Source organism: Streptomyces gobitricini (assembly GCF_039532985.1).
Lineage (GTDB): Bacteria > Actinomycetota > Actinomycetes > Streptomycetales > Streptomycetaceae > Streptomyces > Streptomyces gobitricini.
This window is the reverse complement of the sequence record NZ_BAAASR010000013.1, coordinates 387,113-403,840: the sequence shown is the minus strand read 5'-3', so window position 1 is coordinate 403,840 and position 16,728 is coordinate 387,113. Positions and strand designations below refer to the sequence as shown.

General features: G+C 71.8%; 14 protein-coding genes. 8 read left to right on the top strand and 6 right to left on the bottom strand.

Annotation, left to right across the window (positions count from 1 at the left end; genetic code table 11):
• Positions 1-110 precede the first annotated feature (110 nt).
• The 5 genes from ABD347_RS11355 to ABD347_RS11335 all read left to right on the top strand — a co-directional run bounded on the left by ABD347_RS11355 (position 111) and on the right by ABD347_RS11335 (position 4,925).
• Positions 111-905 (top strand): IclR family transcriptional regulator, encoded by a 795-nt coding sequence (locus ABD347_RS11355; RefSeq protein ID WP_344359768.1) that lies wholly within the window; start codon positions 111-113, stop codon positions 903-905.
• Between the two features lie 344 nt (positions 906-1,249).
• Positions 1,250-2,605, top strand: coding sequence for an MFS transporter (locus ABD347_RS11350; RefSeq protein ID WP_344359766.1), 1,356 nt, complete (start codon positions 1,250-1,252; stop codon positions 2,603-2,605).
• 26 nt (positions 2,606-2,631) lie between these two features.
• Positions 2,632-3,693, top strand: a complete 1,062-nt coding sequence (locus ABD347_RS11345) for a Rieske 2Fe-2S domain-containing protein (RefSeq protein WP_344359764.1) — start codon at positions 2,632-2,634, stop codon at positions 3,691-3,693.
• Complete coding sequence (locus tag ABD347_RS11340) at positions 3,690-3,923, top strand: hypothetical protein (RefSeq protein WP_344359762.1); 234 nt, start codon at positions 3,690-3,692, stop codon at positions 3,921-3,923. The genes ABD347_RS11345 and ABD347_RS11340 overlap by 4 nt, the downstream gene beginning before the upstream one ends.
• Positions 3,924-3,953: 30 nt before the next feature.
• Positions 3,954-4,925: a PDR/VanB family oxidoreductase gene (locus ABD347_RS11335; protein ID WP_344359760.1), complete on the top strand. Its 972-nt coding sequence runs from the start codon at positions 3,954-3,956 to the stop codon at positions 4,923-4,925.
• Positions 4,926-4,992: 67 nt separating this feature from the next.
• Here ABD347_RS11335 and ABD347_RS11330 read toward each other — a convergent pair whose 3' ends face one another.
• The 3 genes from ABD347_RS11330 to ABD347_RS11320 all read right to left on the bottom strand — a co-directional run bounded on the left by ABD347_RS11330 (position 4,993) and on the right by ABD347_RS11320 (position 6,214).
• Positions 4,993-5,247 (bottom strand): DUF1427 family protein, encoded by a 255-nt coding sequence (locus ABD347_RS11330; protein ID WP_344359758.1) that lies wholly within the window; start codon positions 5,245-5,247, stop codon positions 4,993-4,995.
• Complete coding sequence (locus ABD347_RS11325) at positions 5,244-5,390, bottom strand: DUF1427 family protein (RefSeq protein ID WP_344359757.1); 147 nt, start codon at positions 5,388-5,390, stop codon at positions 5,244-5,246. The genes ABD347_RS11330 and ABD347_RS11325 overlap by 4 nt, the downstream gene beginning before the upstream one ends.
• A 200-nt stretch (positions 5,391-5,590) precedes the next feature.
• Positions 5,591-6,214, bottom strand: a complete 624-nt coding sequence (locus tag ABD347_RS11320; RefSeq protein WP_344359755.1) for a TetR/AcrR family transcriptional regulator — start codon at positions 6,212-6,214, stop codon at positions 5,591-5,593.
• Between the two features lie 251 nt (positions 6,215-6,465).
• Here ABD347_RS11320 and ABD347_RS11315 point away from each other — a divergent pair, with 251 nt between their 5' ends.
• From ABD347_RS11315 to ABD347_RS11305, 3 genes are read left to right on the top strand one after another with little or no spacing between them, the layout of a single operon-like run.
• Positions 6,466-7,935 (top strand): MFS transporter, encoded by a 1,470-nt coding sequence (locus ABD347_RS11315; RefSeq protein WP_344359753.1) that lies wholly within the window; start codon positions 6,466-6,468, stop codon positions 7,933-7,935.
• A 40-nt stretch (positions 7,936-7,975) separates the two neighbouring features.
• On the top strand, positions 7,976-10,279 hold the full coding sequence (locus ABD347_RS11310) for a family 78 glycoside hydrolase catalytic domain (protein WP_344359752.1): 2,304 nt from the start codon (positions 7,976-7,978) through the stop codon (positions 10,277-10,279).
• On the top strand, positions 10,276-12,030 hold the full coding sequence (locus tag ABD347_RS11305) for a glycoside hydrolase family 3 protein (RefSeq protein ID WP_344359750.1): 1,755 nt from the start codon (positions 10,276-10,278) through the stop codon (positions 12,028-12,030). The genes ABD347_RS11310 and ABD347_RS11305 overlap by 4 nt, the downstream gene beginning before the upstream one ends.
• A gap of 182 nt (positions 12,031-12,212) precedes the next feature.
• Here ABD347_RS11305 and ABD347_RS11300 read toward each other — a convergent pair whose 3' ends face one another.
• The 3 genes from ABD347_RS11300 to ABD347_RS11290 all read right to left on the bottom strand — a co-directional run bounded on the left by ABD347_RS11300 (position 12,213) and on the right by ABD347_RS11290 (position 16,666).
• Entirely contained in the window at positions 12,213-13,670 is a 1,458-nt protein-coding gene (locus tag ABD347_RS11300) for a carboxylesterase/lipase family protein (protein WP_344359748.1), read from the bottom strand.
• A 23-nt stretch (positions 13,671-13,693) separates the two neighbouring features.
• Positions 13,694-14,782, bottom strand: a complete 1,089-nt coding sequence (locus ABD347_RS11295) for a 5'/3'-nucleotidase SurE (RefSeq protein WP_344359747.1) — start codon at positions 14,780-14,782, stop codon at positions 13,694-13,696.
• Positions 14,783-14,878: 96 nt separating this feature from the next.
• On the bottom strand, positions 14,879-16,666 hold the full coding sequence (locus tag ABD347_RS11290) for a glycoside hydrolase family 3 protein (RefSeq protein ID WP_344359745.1): 1,788 nt from the start codon (positions 16,664-16,666) through the stop codon (positions 14,879-14,881).
• Between the last annotated feature and the right edge of the window lie 62 nt (positions 16,667-16,728).

The window sequence follows — 16,728 nt, the reverse complement described above, 5'->3', positions numbered from 1 at the left end:
CGGTCGGCCGTGCGGCGGCCGACCGGAACGCACAGTCGGGAATCGGTGAGGGCGCCTTGGGAGACTCGCTCGTACGTGAGCCGCAGCATGCCGATGAGGAGCCTTCGCCGGTGACGGACGAAGGAGGCACCCCGACGACCCGCCGCCACAGCTCCGGGTCGGCCACCGGGCCCGTGCTGGGCCGTGCGCTGCAGATCCTCGGGGCGTTCAGCGCGAGCTGCCCGGAGATGACGTTGAGCGAGCTGTCCCGGCGGTCCGGGTTGCCGGTGTCGACCGTGCACCGGATGCTCGGTGAGCTCCTCGCCTGGGGAGCGCTGGAGCGCGGTGACCAGGGGTGTTACCGCGTCGGCCTGCGGCTGTGGGAAGTCGCCTCCCTCGCGCCGCGCGGACAGGGCCTGCGGGAGCGGGCGCTGCCGTTCCTGGAGGACCTCTCCCGGATCACCCGGGAGAACGTTCAGCTCGCGGTGCGCGAGGGTACGGAGGTCGTCTTCGTCGAGCGCATCGCGGGTTCCGGTGCGGTGCCCGTGCTGACGCGTGTGGGCGGGCGTTTCGCCCTCACGGCCACCGGCGTCGGGCTGGTGCTGCTCGCGCACGCCCCCATCGAGATACAGGAGCAGGCGCTCGCCGGCCCCATCGAGCGCTTCACGCCCTGCACGGTCACCGATCCGCGCGAGCTGCGGAGCATGCTGGCCGAGGCGCGGACCCATGGCTACGCGGTCAGCGACCGTCAGGTCACGATGGACGCCCTGTCGGTCGCCGCCCCGGTGCACGGCGGCGGCGGAGCGGTGATCGCCGCGGTCTCACTGGTGGTACGCCACGGCAGCACCTCCGCGCACGCGCTGGCCAGGCTCGTCCGTACCAGCGCCCGGGCGATCTCCCGCGCCATGATCACGCCGCAGGTCTGAGCCTCGCCGTCCTGCGACAGAGTTCCGGTACCCGCCCATGCCGTGTCGCGGGCCAACCCCTGCGGCCAGGTCCCGGTGTCCGTCCGCCACGGCAGCGCGGCCGGCATTTCGCAGATGTTTCCCGGCATCCGGAAAGCCCCATGGTGACCTGAGGGCGCCGACCCCACGATGGTCCGCACCGGTCGACGCCCGCGCCCCGGTCCGCCGGGGCCGCGCCCTCCCCCACGTCCTGGCGGCGTGGAGGACCCCCAGCGCGGAGGGTGCCGACCACCACCACGCAGTCGACAACGGAGTGCTGCCATGGTTCTGCCACTGTCCTCTCCCCGTCCTTCCGGAACCGTCCGGTGACCGGCTCCGCTCTGCGCGCCGCGCTCGACGAGGGGCCGATGAGCCGCTTCCAATGGAGCACGATCGCGGTGTGCGTCCTGCTCAACACGCTCGACGGCTTCGACGTACTCGTCATGGCCTTCACAGGGAAAGCCGTGTCGGCGGAGTGGGAACTCAGCGCTTCCGAGCTCGGGCTGCTGCTCAGCGCGGGCCTCGTCGGCATGGCTCTGGGCGCCCTGTGCGTCGCCCCCTGGGCCGACCGGATCGGCCGCCGGCCGGTCATCCTCGGCTGCCTGGCGGTGGCCGCCGTCGGGATGCTGCTCTCCTCGGTCAGCCAGTCACCGGCACAGCTCGGAGCGCTGCGCGTACTCACCGGCGTCGGCATCGGAGGTGTCCTGGCGGGCAGCAACGTCATCGCCGGCGAATACGCCTCCCGCCGCTGGCGCGGGCTCGCCGTCAGCCTCAATTCCACCGGCTACGCGGTCGGCGCCACCGTGGGCGGGCTGCTCGCGGTCGGCATGATCGGGCAGTTCGGCTGGCGCTCGGTCTTCCTGACCGGCGGCCTGGCCACCGCTGTCGCCGTCCCGCTGGCCTACTTCCGCCTGCCCGAGTCCGTGGACTTCCTCGCCTCCCGAAGGCCGAAGGGCGCCCTGGAGAGGATGAACGCCCTGGCCCGGCGCATGGGCCAACCACCGCTGGAGAGTCTGCCCGAGCCCGCCGCCCAACCGTCCGGAGTGGGGGCCGGATTCCGCGAGCTGCTCTCACCCGCGCTGCGCCGCTCGACGCTGCTGCTCTGGTCCGCCTTCTTCCTCGTCATGGCCGGCTTCTACTTCGTGACGAGCTGGACGCCGACCTTGCTGGTCGAGGCCGGCCTGTCCGGCACCCAGGGCCTCACCGGCGGGACACTGCTCAACCTCGGCGGCATCTTCGGCGCGGCCGCGCTCGGGGCCCTCGCCGCCCGCTTCGCGCTCCGCTCGGTACTCATGGCCTACCTGATCACCACGGCCGTGATGCTGTCGGCCTTCATCGCCTCGACGTCCTCGCTGGGGGCCGCCTTCGCCCTCGGCGCGCTGATCGGCCTGTTCGCCAACGGCTGCGTGGCCGGCCTGTACGCCCTCACCCCGGCCACGTACGGCCCAGGGATCCGGGCCACCGGACTCGGCAGCGCCCTCGCGGTCGGCCGCATCGGCGCGATCCTCGCCCCGACCGTCGCGGGCGGCATGCTCGACGCCGGCTGGACCCCGCAGAACCTCTACCTGGCCGTCAGCCTGATCTTCATCGCCACCGCGGCCCTCCTCCTGCTGCTGCGCCCCGCCACGGCAGGGGACACAGAGCCCGCCGCCGCGGCCCCGGCCGCCGGCACCGCGCACTGAACGCCCCACTCCCAAAGGAAACGATCATGACTGCTTTCGTACGCGATGAGTGGTACGTCGCCGCCTATGGCCGCGAGGTCGGGCGCGAGCTGCTCGGACGCACCGTACTGGGCGAGCCGATCCTGCTGTACCGCACCGAGGACGGCCGGCCGGTGGCGATGTCGGAGCGCTGTGTACACCGGCGCTTCCCGCTGTCGCAGGCGCCGAGCCGGCTGGACGGCGACCGGGTGGTGTGCGGGTACCACGGCTTCACCTACGGCACCGACGGCGGCTGCGTCTCCGTGCCCGGCCAGCAGCGCATCCCGCGCACCGCACGGCTGAAGACCTACCCGGTCGTCGAGCAGGACTCCTTCGTGTGGATATGGATCGGCGACCGGGAGCCGGGGGACAAGCTGCCGCCCCGCGCCCCGTGGATGGACTCACCCGATTACACCGTCGTGTCGGGCATGGAGCCGATCGACAGCGACTACGGTCTGCTCGTCGACAACCTCATGGACCTGTCCCACGAGACGTACCTGCACGGCGGTTACATCGGCACTCCCGAAGTGGCCGAGACGCCCATCACCACCGAGGTCGACGACGCGGCCGGCATCGTGTACGTCAGCCGCCACATGGACGACGCGGAGTGCCCTCCGTTCTACGCGAAGTCGACGGGTGTCGAGGGCCGGATCACGCGCTGGCAGGACGTCGAGTACCACGCGCCCGGTCTCTACCTGCTCCACTCGCGCGTCGCGCCCGTCGGCTCTCCCGGACCGAATCCGGACGGCAGCGACCCGCACGCCTTCCACGTCGAAGTGGTCTACGGCATCACCCCGTCGACGGAGAAGACGACGTACGACTTCTGGGCCGTGGCCCGCGACTTCGCTCTCGACGACCAGGACATCACCGAGTTCCTGCGTACCAACAACCACACGGTGGTCATGCAGGATGTCGTGGCCCTCAACGTGCTCCAGAAGTCCCTGGACACCGAGAAGGCCGGTTACCAGGAACTGAGCGTCAACATCGACACCGGCGGCCTTGCCGCCCGCCGCATTCTCGCCCGCCTGGCACAGACCGGTGCCGAACAGCCGGCGGCGCCGGCCCGATGACTCCACCGCACCCCGCAGCCCTGACGGGTGAAAGCGTCTTCCGTATCCACTGGGTGCTGGGCACCGACCGGCTGCTGGCCGTCTGCCACTGCGGTGCGCAGCGGGAGTTCGAGGACCCGGTGGAGCTGTGGGACTGGCTCCTGGGCCACCCCGAGGACCACCGCCCCGGCCCTGTCCCGGAGCGTGCTCCCGCATCCACCCCTCAGCCTCGGCACGCGGCCTTCGCCTGAAGCGGCCCCCGGTCCCGAAAGAGAACCACCATGACCAATACAAGCCCTCAACGCACCGACGCCGGACTCGATCTGACCCTGGTGCGCAAGGAGCCCCTCGCCGAGGACGTCGTCCTGCTCAGCCTGGCCCACCCCTCCGGCGAGCGGCTGCCCGCATGGAGCCCGGGCGCCCATATCGACCTGATACTGGGTCCGGACCTGGTACGGCAGTACTCGCTGTGCGGCGACCCGGGGGACACCTCCCTCCTCCAAGCGGCCGTGCTGCGCGAGCCGGCGAGTCGGGGCGGCTCCCTTCACGTGCACGACACCCTGGCCGAGGGAGACACGGTCCGGGTGCGCGGCCCCCGCAACCACTTCCACCTTGTCGACTCCCCCCGCTACCTGTTCATCGCCGGTGGCATCGGCATCACCCCGATCCAGCCGATGATCGCCGCCGCCGAGCAGCGGGGCGCCGACTGGCGGCTGGTGTACGGCGGGCGCAGCCGCGCCACCATGGCCTTCGCCGGGCAGCTCGCCAAGGACCACCCCCGCCGGGTGGAGCTGTGCCCCCAGGACGAGACCGGCCTGCTCGACCTGGACGGGCTGCTCGGCAGCCCTGCCCCCGGCACCCTCGTCTACTGCTGCGGTCCCGAGCCCCTGCTCGACGCGGTGGAGCGGCGGTGTGCCTCCTGGCCGGAGGGCACGCTGCACATGGAGCGGTTCACGCCGGAGGCGCGGGAGGACGACGCCCCTTCGACCTCCTTCGAGGTGGAACTCTCCCGGAGCGGCATCACGGTGACCGTCCCCCCGGACAAGTCCGTTCTCCAGACGGTCGAGGAAGCCGGCGTGCACATCCTGTCCTCGTGCCGGGAGGGCACCTGTGGCACCTGCGAGACCACGGTCCTCGACGGGGTGGTGGACCACCGCGACTCCCTCCTCACCCCCGCCGAGCAGGTCCGCAACGACACGATGTTCATCTGTGTCTCGCGCGCCGCTTGCCCGCGCCTCGTCCTGGATCTGTGACCCACCGGCACCGACGGGAGTCCACCGCGTGCCCCGAGACCGCGGCCCCGTGATCCGGCTGCGCCACTTACGGCGTAGGCGCACGCCCCGGGGCGGCACGCCGGGCGGCGGGCCGGCGGCGCCGTGCCCACCGCGTGCGGAGGGCCGTGGCGACCCGCTCGCCGAGGAGGATGCCCGCCAGTCCGCACAGGCTCAGCAGGGGCGGCGCGGGTGCGGTGACGTCCAGGGCCCAGAAGACCGCGCCCATCACGGTTCCGGCGAGGAGGGAGACCCCCGCCCGCCGCGCGAATGCCGCCGCACGGACCTGGCGCGGGGCGGTCACAGGGCCCCCAGGGCGGCCTGGCTCAGCAGCATGCCGAGCAGGCCGCACAGCGCGACGGGCGGGGGAGCGGGGGCTTTCACTCGCAGTGCCACGTACAGAACCCCGACCACCACCCCGGCCAGAAGCACCTTCACGTATGCCATCAGGACCAGCTCCCGTTTCTCCTCCGGTGGTTGGGCAGGCCGCACGTCGCACCGCGGTGGAAGCGGACGAACTCCATGGTCATGGCGGACCTCCGGTAGGAGGGGGCGACCTCTGTCAGGCTACCTGACATCTTGCGCGGCTACGGCGCGGTGTGCGCTTGCCGCCCGGAGTGGCCGCGCGCCTCGATTCCGTCTGGGTGTTACAGCCCTCTGCCGTCGGCCGCGATCGTGCTCATCAGGCGGTCCAGGTGTGAGCGCATCACGGCGATCAGGTCGAATGAGCGCCCGCTGGTCAGCCACTGGAGCCGTAGGCCGGCGTCGAGTGCGGCGCACTCCCGGGCGATGTTCTCGTGGTCCAGGCCCGCTTTGAGCTCGCCGGACTCGGCGCCGGCGCGCAGGCGGTCCGCGAGTTCGCGTACGCCCTTTTCCTGCCAGTGGGAGAAGAACTCGTGCGCGGGGTGGTCGGGGGCGGTGGCCTCGGCGCCGATCATGACGGCGAGTTCGAGGATCCCCGGCATGTCCAGAGCTTCTGCGGCGTCTTCCAGGTGGCAGCGGAAGGCGTCACGTACGGAGTCGGGCACGCGTACCCATTGCTCGTCGAGGCGCTCGTGCCAGTACTGCACCACGGCCAGCAGCAGTTGCTGCTTGTCGCGGAAGTGGTGGAGAAGGCCGGCGTCGGTGATGCCGGCGTCGCGGGCGATGCGAGCCAGTGAGGTCTTGCGGTAGCCGTCCTGGCCGAAGCGCAGCAATGCGGCCTCGAGGATCTGGTTGCGCCTGGCCAGCCCTGTTGTGTAGCCGCCGCGCGGCCCGCGTGGAGTCCCCATGCGTACAACCGTACCGAGTGCCCGTCGTCGGCTCCCGTGAGGTGTCGCCGCCGCACGGCAGGGGACGCCTCACCCTCAGTTATGTGATGTGCGTCACTCTCCCAATACCTAGCGTGCACTAAGTATTGGTCTCATCATCATCCGAAAGCGAGGGAACGTTTCGCGCCTGTGGCCAGATACGAGCCCCGGCTGACGGCCTGCCGTTCCACGCAACGAACCCGACCCGCCCTGTTCGCGAAAGGAGCGGCTTCATGACACCGACGTCTGCCAGCCCCTCGCTCGACGCAGCTCCGTCCGACGACACCGCGAGATGGACCCCGCGACTGGTCGCCGTACTCATCGCGCTCATCTGGCCGACCCAGCTCCTGGCGGCCGCCGGCATTCTGGGCGCCAATGCCACCGCCGGCGTGGCGCAGAGCTTCCATACCACGCACGTGGCCTGGTTCGGTCTGACCGTCGTCCTCGTCTCGACGTTGCTGACGCCGTTCGTGATGAAACTGGGTGACCGGTACGGCAAGAAGCGGCTCATGCTCGTGATGACCGGCCTGGGAGTCGTCGGAGACGTCATCGCCGCGATGGCGGGGAGTTTCTGGCTGCTGCTGGTCGGACGGGCCATCGCCGGCTGTTACGGCCCCTTCGCCGCCCTGTCCTTCCCCGCCGTGCGGGACACCTTCCCCGCCCGGCTGGTGAAGCCGGCCAGCGCCATCCTGGGCAGCAGCGTCGGACTGGTCGCCCTCGCCGCGCCGTTCCTCGCCGGCTGGCTGGTGGACGGCTGGGGCTACAAGGGTGTGATGTGGTTCCTCGCCGCGGCCTCCGCCGTCGGCTTCGCACTGATCGCCCTCCTGGTGCCCCAGACCCCACGGCACGACTTCCGGCCCGGCTTCGACTGGCTCGGCGGGCTGGTCCTCGGCGGAGGTCTGACCGCGGTCGTCTACGCGGTCGGCCAGGGACAGAGCTGGGGGTGGGCCGACGCCAAAACCCTCGGTTGGCTCGCCGCCGGCCTGGCCGCACTGGTCGTCTTCTTCTTCGTGGAGCGCTCCAGCCCCCACCCGATCCTGGACCTGAAGGTGCTCAGCCGGCGCCCGGTCGCGCTGGTCCTCGTCAGCGGCGGACTCGCGCAGGCCGTCGCCTACACCATGCCGGGCATGGCCATCCTGCTCGCCCTCTACCCGCACATCCCCGGCGTCTCCGCCGGTCTCGGGTGGACCGCACAGCACAACGCCGCCGTCAGCGTGACCTGGAACGTGGTGATGTTCGGTACCGGAATCGTCGCCAGCCGCCTCCTGCGCACCGTCGACGCCCGGTTGATCTGGTGGGCGGGGCTGGCTCTGATGGCGGTCGGTTACGGCCTGGTGGGCTTCTTCCACGCCAATGAGACCGAGCTCATCCTCACCTCGTGCCTGGCCAACCTCGGCTCCGGCCTCGTCGTCGCGGGAGCTCCGGCGCTGGTCGTCGGCGTGGTGTCCAAGGAGGAGCAGGGCCTGGGCAGCGGCATGCTCAACATGGGCATCAACTTCTTCGGCGCCATCGTCACCGCCCTCTCGTTCGCCGCCCTCGCGACACACAGCACCGTCGTGGACGGCACCGCCTTCTACCAGGACGGCGGCTACGCCTGGCTCTTCTGGACCGGAGCGCTGCTCACCGCGCTGACCCTGGCGATATCGCTGTTCATCCCGCCACTGCGGGACCCCGCGGAAACCGACGCCGCCCCACTCGTCTGAACGCCCCACGCTCCGCCCCGCCGACACGAGAAAGGCAGACATGCCACACACCTGGACCGCTCAGGTCATCACCCCCGCCTGGCCGGAAGAGCCACCGGGCACGGCGGGCCGCCCGGCCACGCTGCTGCGTGAGGTGTTCACCGTGAGCAGCCAGGTGAGAAAGGCGGAGCTGAGGGCCACCGCCCTGGGGGTGTACGAGACGCATCTCAACGGTGCCGTGGTCGGGGACCACGTCCTGGCGCCGGGCTGGACCAGCTACCACCACCGTCACCGCTACCAGTCCTTCGACGTGACCCGGATGCTGCGCCCCGGTCCCAATGCCTGGGGCGCGCACCTGGCGGACGGCTGGTACCGGGGCCTGCTCGGCTTCAACGGCGGCAAGCGTGACATCTACGGAGCGCACACCGGACTGCTCGCCGAGCTGCGGATCGAGTACGCCGACGGCAGCGTCCAGACGATCACCACCGGTCCCGGCTGGCGCGCGGCAGCCGGGCCGGTCACCGCCGCCGGCCTGTACGAGGGGGAGACCCACGATGCCCGCCGGGAACTGCCCGGCTGGAGCGAGCCGGGCTTCGACGACACCGACTGGCACCCGGTGCGCGTGGTGGACTTCGACACCTCGGTGCTCTTCCCGGCCGACAGCCCTCCGGTACGGCGCATCGCATGCCTGCCCCCGACCTCCGTCACCACCTCGCCCACCGGGCGCACCATCGTGGACTTCGGCCAGAACCTGGTCGGCAGACTCCGCATCCGCGTCCGCGGTGAGGCGGGTCGCACAGTGACGCTGCGGCATGCCGAGGTTCTGGAGGACGGCGAGTTGTGCGTACGTCCGCTACGCGGTGCCACGGCCACCGACCGCTACACGTTGCGCGGCGACACCGACGGCGAGCAGTGGGAGCCCCGCTTCACCTTCCACGGCTTCCGTTACGCCGAAGTGGACAACTGGCCCGGCGAGCTCGCCACAGGAGACGTCACCGCCGTGGTCCTCCACAGCGACCTGCGCCGGACCGGCTGGTTCGAGTCCTCGGACCCTTCGCTGAACCGGCTGCACGAGAACGTGGTGTGGGGGATGCGGGGCAACTTCCTGGAGGTTCCCACCGACTGCCCCCAGCGCGACGAACGCCTCGGGTGGAGCGGCGACATCCAGGTCTTCGCCCCCACCGCCACGTTCCTCTACGACACCCGGGACTTCCTGCGCTCCTGGCTGCGCGACCTGGCCGCCGACCAGAGCGAGGACCCCGAAGGCATCCCCCCGGTGATCAGCCCCGCCATTCCCTTGAACATTCCCGTACCGATCCCTCCCGGCAACCCCCCGATGGCCGGTTGGTGTGACGCCGCCGTCATCGTCCCGTGGATCCTGTACGAGCGGTACGGCGACACCGAGGTGCTGCGCACCCAGTACCCGTCCATGCGCGCCTGGGTCGACGCCGTCGACCGGATCGCCGGTCCCGCCCACGTGTGGGGCGAGGGCTTCCAGTTCGGCGACTGGCTCGACCCCACCGCCTCCCCCGACGACCCCGGCGGGGCGACGACCTCCTCCTCACTCGTCGCCACCGCCTACTTCGCGCACTCGTCGCGACTGCTGGCCCGCACCGCCGACGTACTGGGGAAGAAGGACGACGCCGAGCACTACCACGCACTCTCCGGTGCCGTACGGCAAGCCTTCCGCGCCCGCTTCCACACCCGCGGCGGCCACCTGACGGAAGAGACCCAGACCGCCTACGCCCTCGCCCTCGGCTTCGACCTGCTCCAGGACCGCGCCGAACGGACGGAGGCCGGCAACCGGCTGGCCGCTCTGGTGGCCGAGCGTGGGCACCGGATCGGCACCGGGTTCCTCGGCACGCCTCTGGTGTGTGACGCGCTCACCGCCACCGGCCACATCCGTACCGCCTACCGGTTGCTGCTGGAGCGCTCCTGCCCCTCGTGGCTCCACCAGGTGGACATGGGGGCCACCACGGTCTGGGAGCGCTGGGACAGCCTGCTGCCCGACGGCAGTGTCAACCCCGGAGAGATGACCTCCTTCAACCACTACGCGCTCGGCGCGATCGCCGACTGGCTGCACCGCACCGTCGCCGGTCTCGCCCCCGCTGCCCCCGGCTACCGCCGCCTGCTTATCCGGCCCCGTCCCGGCGGCGGCCTCACCTGGGCCAAGGCCGCGCACGAGACACCGTACGGACCGGCCGAGGTGGCGTGGCGCCTGACCGACGGCCGGCTGACGGTCACCGTGACCGTCCCCCGGGGCACCGAGGCCACCGTCGACCTGCCGGGCGCCGAACCGACCCGGGCCGGCCCGGGCACCCACACCTTCCACACCCCCCACCACACCATCGAGGAGCAGCAGTGACCCTCCCGTACCAGGACCCCAGCCGCAGCGTCGAAGAACGGGTGGCGGACCTGCTGCCCCGGATGACGCTGGAAGAGAAGGCCGGGCTGCTCTTCCACCACGCGATCGGCATCGGAGCGAACCCCGCACCAGTCGGCCTCACCGCCGAGCAGATGATGTCCGACCAGCTCATGTCGCACTTCAACCTGCTGGGCGCGGGCACCCCACGCGAGATGGCGGAGCTCCACAACCGCCTCCAGGAGCAGGCCGCCGCCACCCGGCTCGGCATCCCGGTGACGCTGTCCACCGATCCGCGCCACGCGTTCACCGACAACCCGGGCACCGCGATGATGGCCGGCCCCTTCTCCCAGTGGCCCGAAGCCCTGGGCATGGCCGCCATCGACGACGTCGAACTGGTTCGCCGGTACGGCGACACCGTGCGCCGCGAGTACCTGGCCGTCGGTCTCCGTGTCGCCCTGCACCCACAGATCGACCTGGCCACCGAACCGCGTTGGGCCCGCATCTCGGGCACCTTCGGCGAGGACGCCGACCTCACCTCCCGCCTGGCCGCCGCGTACATCGAGGGCCTGCGGGGTCCCGACGAGCAGCTCGGCCAGGACAGCGTGGCAGCGATGGTCAAGCACTTTCCCGGCGGTGGCCCGCAGAAGGACGGCGAGGACCCGCACTTCCCCTATGGCAGGGAACAGGTCTACCCGGGCGGCTTCTTCGACTACCACCTGAAGCCGTTCAAGGCGGCCATCGCCGCCGGGGCGACGCAGGTGATGCCGTATTACGGCATGCCGGTCGGCACCGGGCACGAAGAGGTCGGCTTCGGCTTCAACAAGGGGATCATCACCGGGTTGCTGCGCGAGGAGCTGGGCTTCGACGGCATCGTCTGCACCGACTGGGGTCTGATCAACGACGGCCCGATCATGGGAGAGATGCACGCCGCCCGCGCCTGGGGCGTGGAACACCTCGCGCCGCAGGAGCGGGCGCTGAAGGTGCTGCACGCAGGCGCCGACCAGATCGGCGGCGAGGCATGCCCCGAGCTGATCACCGGCCTGGTCCGCGACGGACGGCTGGCGGAATCTCGCCTCGACGCCTCCGCCACCCGCCTGCTCGCCGAGAAGTTCCGCCTCGGCCTGTTCGACGACCGCCGCTATGTCGACCCGGACGCCGCCGAAGAGATCGTCGGCCGCGCCGATTTCCGCACCGCCGGGGAGGCCGCCCAGCGCCGCTCTCTGACCCTGCTGGAAAACCGTGCCGGCGTACTGCCGCTGACCGGCCGGCCCCGGCTGTACGTGGAAGGCGTCGACTCGGCCGTGGCCGCCGAGTACACCGACATCGTCACCGACCCGACTCGGGCCGACCTCGCGGTGCTGCGCCTGAACACCCCCTACGAGCCCCGACCGGGCCTGTTCGAGTCCTTCTTCCACGCCGGCCGGCTCGACTTCGACCAAGACCGCCTCAAGCAGATCCTCGCCCTGCTCGACAGAGTGCCCACCGTCGTCACCATCCACCTCGAACGACCCGCGGTCATCCCCGAAATCGCCGACCGTTCCGCTGTGTTGCTCGCCGCCTACGGCGCCGGTGACCGGGCGCTGTTCGACGTCCTGTTCGGCCGGGCGGCCCCGCAGGGCAGGCTGCCGTTCCAACTTCCTCGTTCCATGGACGAGGTCGCGGTCGGCCGTCCGGACGTCCCGCAGGAGAGCACCGATCCGCTCTACCCCTTCGGCCACGGGCTGCGATACGCCCCCGACTCCACAGCGTGAACCCGCCGTGATCGGCAAGGGCCCTCGCCGTCGAGCCCGACCGCGAGGGCCAGGGCTTTCCTTGCGGGCGATGCGATGGCGGATGCGGCTTTGCGGGCCGTCGACGTCGGCTTCGACCGCCCCTGCCACCGTCAGGACCGCGGTGCTTCAGGCATGACCGGCTGGCCACCGCCCCTTCGGCCTCAGGCGGACAGCCAGACCTCCCGCACCGGGCGCAGCTGGTCCCGTGCGACGCGCGGCTCGCCGTCCCAGAGCATCACTTCCCGCCCCTCGGTGGTGTACCGCGGCCAGGCCGATCCGGGGTCCAGATCGCGTACGAAGGCAGTCCAGGCGGCGTGCACGGCGTCGGCGAGGTGCTGCGGCGGGTCCTCGCCGAGGGCATCGGTGACGCCTTCCGCGCCGAGCAGGTCGAAGGCGAACGGCAGGTCGACGCAGTGGTACGCCGTACCCGCGAAGCCCGGCGCGGTGCCGGACCACGCGAACTGGTAGAGCCAGGTGGGCCGGGAGCGCCGGGCCCGCGCCTCGGCGATGTCCAGCGTGGGCGCGCGGAAGGTGATGTCCGTGACCGCCTGGCCCATCAGGGCCGCCGGCTCGCCCGCGTACTGCTCGTAAGTCTCGAGGAAGAGCCGGGTGCGTGCCTCGTCGAGGCCGAGGGAGGCGAGCAGGCCGCGCACGTCGGCGTCGGTGGCGCCCGGCCTCGGCATGCCGTTGAACTCGTGCGCCGTGAAGCCCGCCATGAGCGGGATTTCCGCGCCCGCGTCGCCCGCGATGAGCGCGTCCGGCACCGCGCGCGGGATCAGCTCCCCGTCGGCGAAGGGCGCGAGGAGGAGCATCGGCAGCTGTCCCCGGTCCGGCCCGGGCGCGGCCAGCGCGTCCTGGTGGGTGAGCAGTTCGCCGTCCGGCACGTCTCTCAGCGCGGCGGCGGTCGCCGGGACGCCGGTCCGGGCCGTGAAGAGCCGGCTGACGGCCTCGGCCACCTCCCGGCCCTGCGGCCGCATCACGGCACCCGACGCCGAGATGGCGGCGCGGAACAGGCCGCCGGCGGCCGGCGTGGCGAGCAGCGTCTGTACGGCCCCGCCGCCCGCCGACTGACCGGAGACGGTCACCTTGGCCGGGTCGCCGCCGAAGCAGGCGATGGTGTCGCGCACCCACTCCAGCGCCGCGATCCAGTCGCGGACACCCCGGTTGTCGGGCGCGTCCGGCAGGTGGAGGAACCCCTCGACGCCGAGCCGGTAGCCGAGGGAGACCAGGACCACGCCGTCCCGGTTGAATGCCCCGCCGTCGTACCAGGGGCTCGCGGCGGACCCGGCGACGAAGCCGCCGCCGTGGATCCACACCAGGACCGGCAGCCCGGTGCCCGGGGACGGGTCCGGTGTGAAGACGTTGAGGTTGAGGGTGCCCTCGCCGGGGATGGTCGGCTCGGGGACGGTGGTGACCTCGGCGAACGGCCGGCGCTGCGCGGTCGGCCCGTACGCGGTCGCGTCGAGGACGTCCGACCACGGCTCGGGCGGTACGGGCGCGGCGAACCGGAGTTCACCGACCGGGGGCTGCGCGTAGGGAATACCGAGGAACCGTACGCCGGTGGCGTGGCGCCTCCCGCGCACGGGGCCGCGCGGCGTATGGACGGTGAGGTGCGGCATGACGGTTCTCCTTGGAAGTGCGGTCAGGAGCGGGGAGCGTCGTGCGTGATGTAGTGCCTCACCCCGGCGAGCTCCCTCGTGGCGTCGGCCCTCGCCCCGTACGTACGGTCGGCGGTGACCGGCGCGACGGCGATGTGGCCCCGGCCGAGCAAGGCGGTGGAGTCCGCGTCCTTCACGGTCTCGGTGCACCGGTCGCCGGGGCGGTCGGCGCACACGCCCATGGTGATGTCGTAGCTGTCGCTCCCCGCCCGCTTCGGCTGGTAGGCGTGCCATACGACCTGCCCATGGCCGACGCTGGTCCACACCGGGGCCTTGGCCCGCTGCCCTGCGCTCACGTCCGGGTAGTCCACCTTCAGCGCGAAGCGGCCGCTGAACAGGTCGCGTTCACGCATCCCGCCGAGGAAGGCGGCGGCGAACCGGGCGTGGGCGCGGTAGTTGGCGAGCGGAAAGCGCGTGTGGGAGGCGTCCCCGGAAGAGGAGAAGGCCACGGCGGGCACCCCCTGGTCGATGGCGGCGATGGCGGCGCCGACCGTGCCCGAGTCGTTGACCTGGGCGCTGACATTGGGCCCGGAGTTGATACCGGTCACCACGAGGTCGGGGCCGCCCGTCCAGCCGGCCTTGGCGGCGAGGCCCCCACGCAGCGCGAACTTCACGGTGTCGGCCGGGGTGGCGCTCGGGCTGTCGGGGCCGCACGGGCCGTCGGACAGGCAGATGCCGAAGACGGGGGCGCCGGAAGGGGCGCCGGCGCAGTCGTTGCCGTAACCGGCGGGCAGCTGGGCGCGCCGGGCGAGCGTGAGCGTGCCGCCGTTGGTGACCGCGGTCCCCTTGCCGGACTGCACCTGCCACGGTGCCATGACGACGACGTCGGCGCCCGCGTCGCACAGCGCCTTGCGGATCTCGTACAGGCCGAGTCCGTCGGAGTTCGACGCCTTGGCGGCCTGCATGGAGTCGTCGTTGGACAGCAGCACGCGCAGCCCGGCGAGCGGGCGGCGGTCGGCACTTGGCCCCGGGCCGGTGGTGTCGGTGGTGTCGGCGGCGGCCGCCACCCCGAGACAGACGAGGGCGATTCCGGTCGTGGTGGCGGCGAGGAGTCCGCGCGGGGTGGAGGGCATGGGTGAGAGGGGTCCCTTCGAGCAGTCTTCAGGCGGGGCCGGGGGCGCGCGGGTAGGTGTCGTCGCCCCCGGCGGCTTGGGAGGGGGTACGGAGGATCAGAGGGCCAGGCCCGACCCGTACGGGAAGACGGGGTCCGCCGTGTCGTGCGGTACGTCGGGGCGGGAGGCCTCGACGGCGGCCATCGAGCGGGGCAGCTCGAACGGCAGCCGCCCCTCGGCCGTGGCGCGGCCGAAGGCGACGTCGAGCAGCGCCTTGTCGCTGGCGCCGTAGTCGGCGATGAGCGCGGCGGCCCGTTCGGCGATCTCCGGGACGACGGCGGGCCGTTCGAGGTTGAGGAGGACGACGGTCGGTACGGCGTCGAGCAGCCGCAGGATCGGCTGCAGCTCCTCGTCGGTGAAGTCGAGGCGTCCGGAGTGGAACAGCGACTCGAACTGGTTTTCCCGGTGCTCGTACGGGGTGTGGAGCCGCAGCACCGCGAGGTCGGCGTCGGCCGGGTCGGTCACCACGTCGCCGTACTCGGCCGCGACGCGGGCGTCGACGCCCTCGGCGTACAGCTTCGGGCGCAGGTCCGGTGCGCAACTGGCCGGCAGGGTGCTGCCGCGGTTGACCAGGACGGTGAGGGAGCGGCGCTGCGCGGCCTCGCCCGCGGCACGGAACTCGCTGTTGCCGACGACCTCCTCCGCCAGGTCCGGATCGACGTACGGGTGGTCGAAGAGGCCGAGGACGAACTTCTCGCGCAGCAGGCGGCGTACGGAGGCGTCGACGCGACCCTCGGTGATCCGGCCGGAGCGGACCAGCTCGACCACGGTCTCGGGGCAGTCCTCACCGCCGAATTGGTCGGCGCCCGCGTCGAGGGCCTTCGCCGCGCGCTCGGCGACGGTGAGGTGCTCGACGCCCCAGGCACGGGCCTGGTGCAGCTCGCCGAAGATCGACGCGTCCGTCAGCAAGCCCCAGTCGGTGCAGACGATGCCGTCGAAGCCGAGCCGCTCGCGCAGCAGACCGGTGATGACGTCCTTGTTGAAGCCGAAGCCGACCTCTTCCCAGTCGGTGCCGATGGGCCGGCCGTAATACGGCATCATCTGCGAGGCCCCGGCGGCGATGGCGGCCTTGAACGGCTCCAGGTGGTGGTCGCGCATGCCGCCCGGGTAGACCTGCTCCTTGCCGTGCGGGAAGTGCGGGTCCTCGCCGTCCTTCTGCGGGCCGCCGGCCGGGAAGTGCTTCACCATGGTGGCGACGCTGTGCGGGCCGAGCGTCTCGCCCTGGAAGCCGCGGATGTACGCCTGGGCGAGCTCGCTCGTCAGGGCGGCATCGGCGCCGAACGTGCCGGACTGGCGCGACCAGCGGGGCTCGGTGGCGAGGTCGATCTGCGGGTGCAGGGCGACGCGCAGGCCGACGGCGAGGTATTCGCGGCGGGCGATGTCGGCGAAGCGGTGGACGAGTTCGGGATCGCGGGTGGCGGCGAGGCCGGTCGGCTCGGGCCAGGCGGAGAACGCGCCGGCCTGGATCGACGCGCCGATGTTGGCGGTGAAGGAGTGGCGGGGGTCGGTGGAGACGGTCACCGGGATGCCGAGGCGCGTGCCGGCCGAGATCTCCTGGACGGCGTTGTGCCATTCGGCCAGCTGCCGGGGCCCGGCGGTGCCGACCAGGTTGACGTGGCTCATCAGCTTCGACCGCAGCAGGCCGGTGGTGTCGGACGGGATCAGGGCGTCGTCGCCCGCCTCGACCGGGCGGCCGTCGGGGTGCATCGCCAGCATGGTGTGGAAGAGCAGGCCGGCCTTCTCCTCCAACGTCATCCGGGCGAGGAGGTCGGCGACGCGCGCGTCCACGGGGAGGGACGGGTCCTGGTAGGGGTGGCCGTCGTTGCGGGGCGGTGCGGGAGGCATGGGTTCTCCGGGGACGGGGCTGGGACAGAACCGGGGCAGGAGCGGGGGGTCAGGGGGAACGA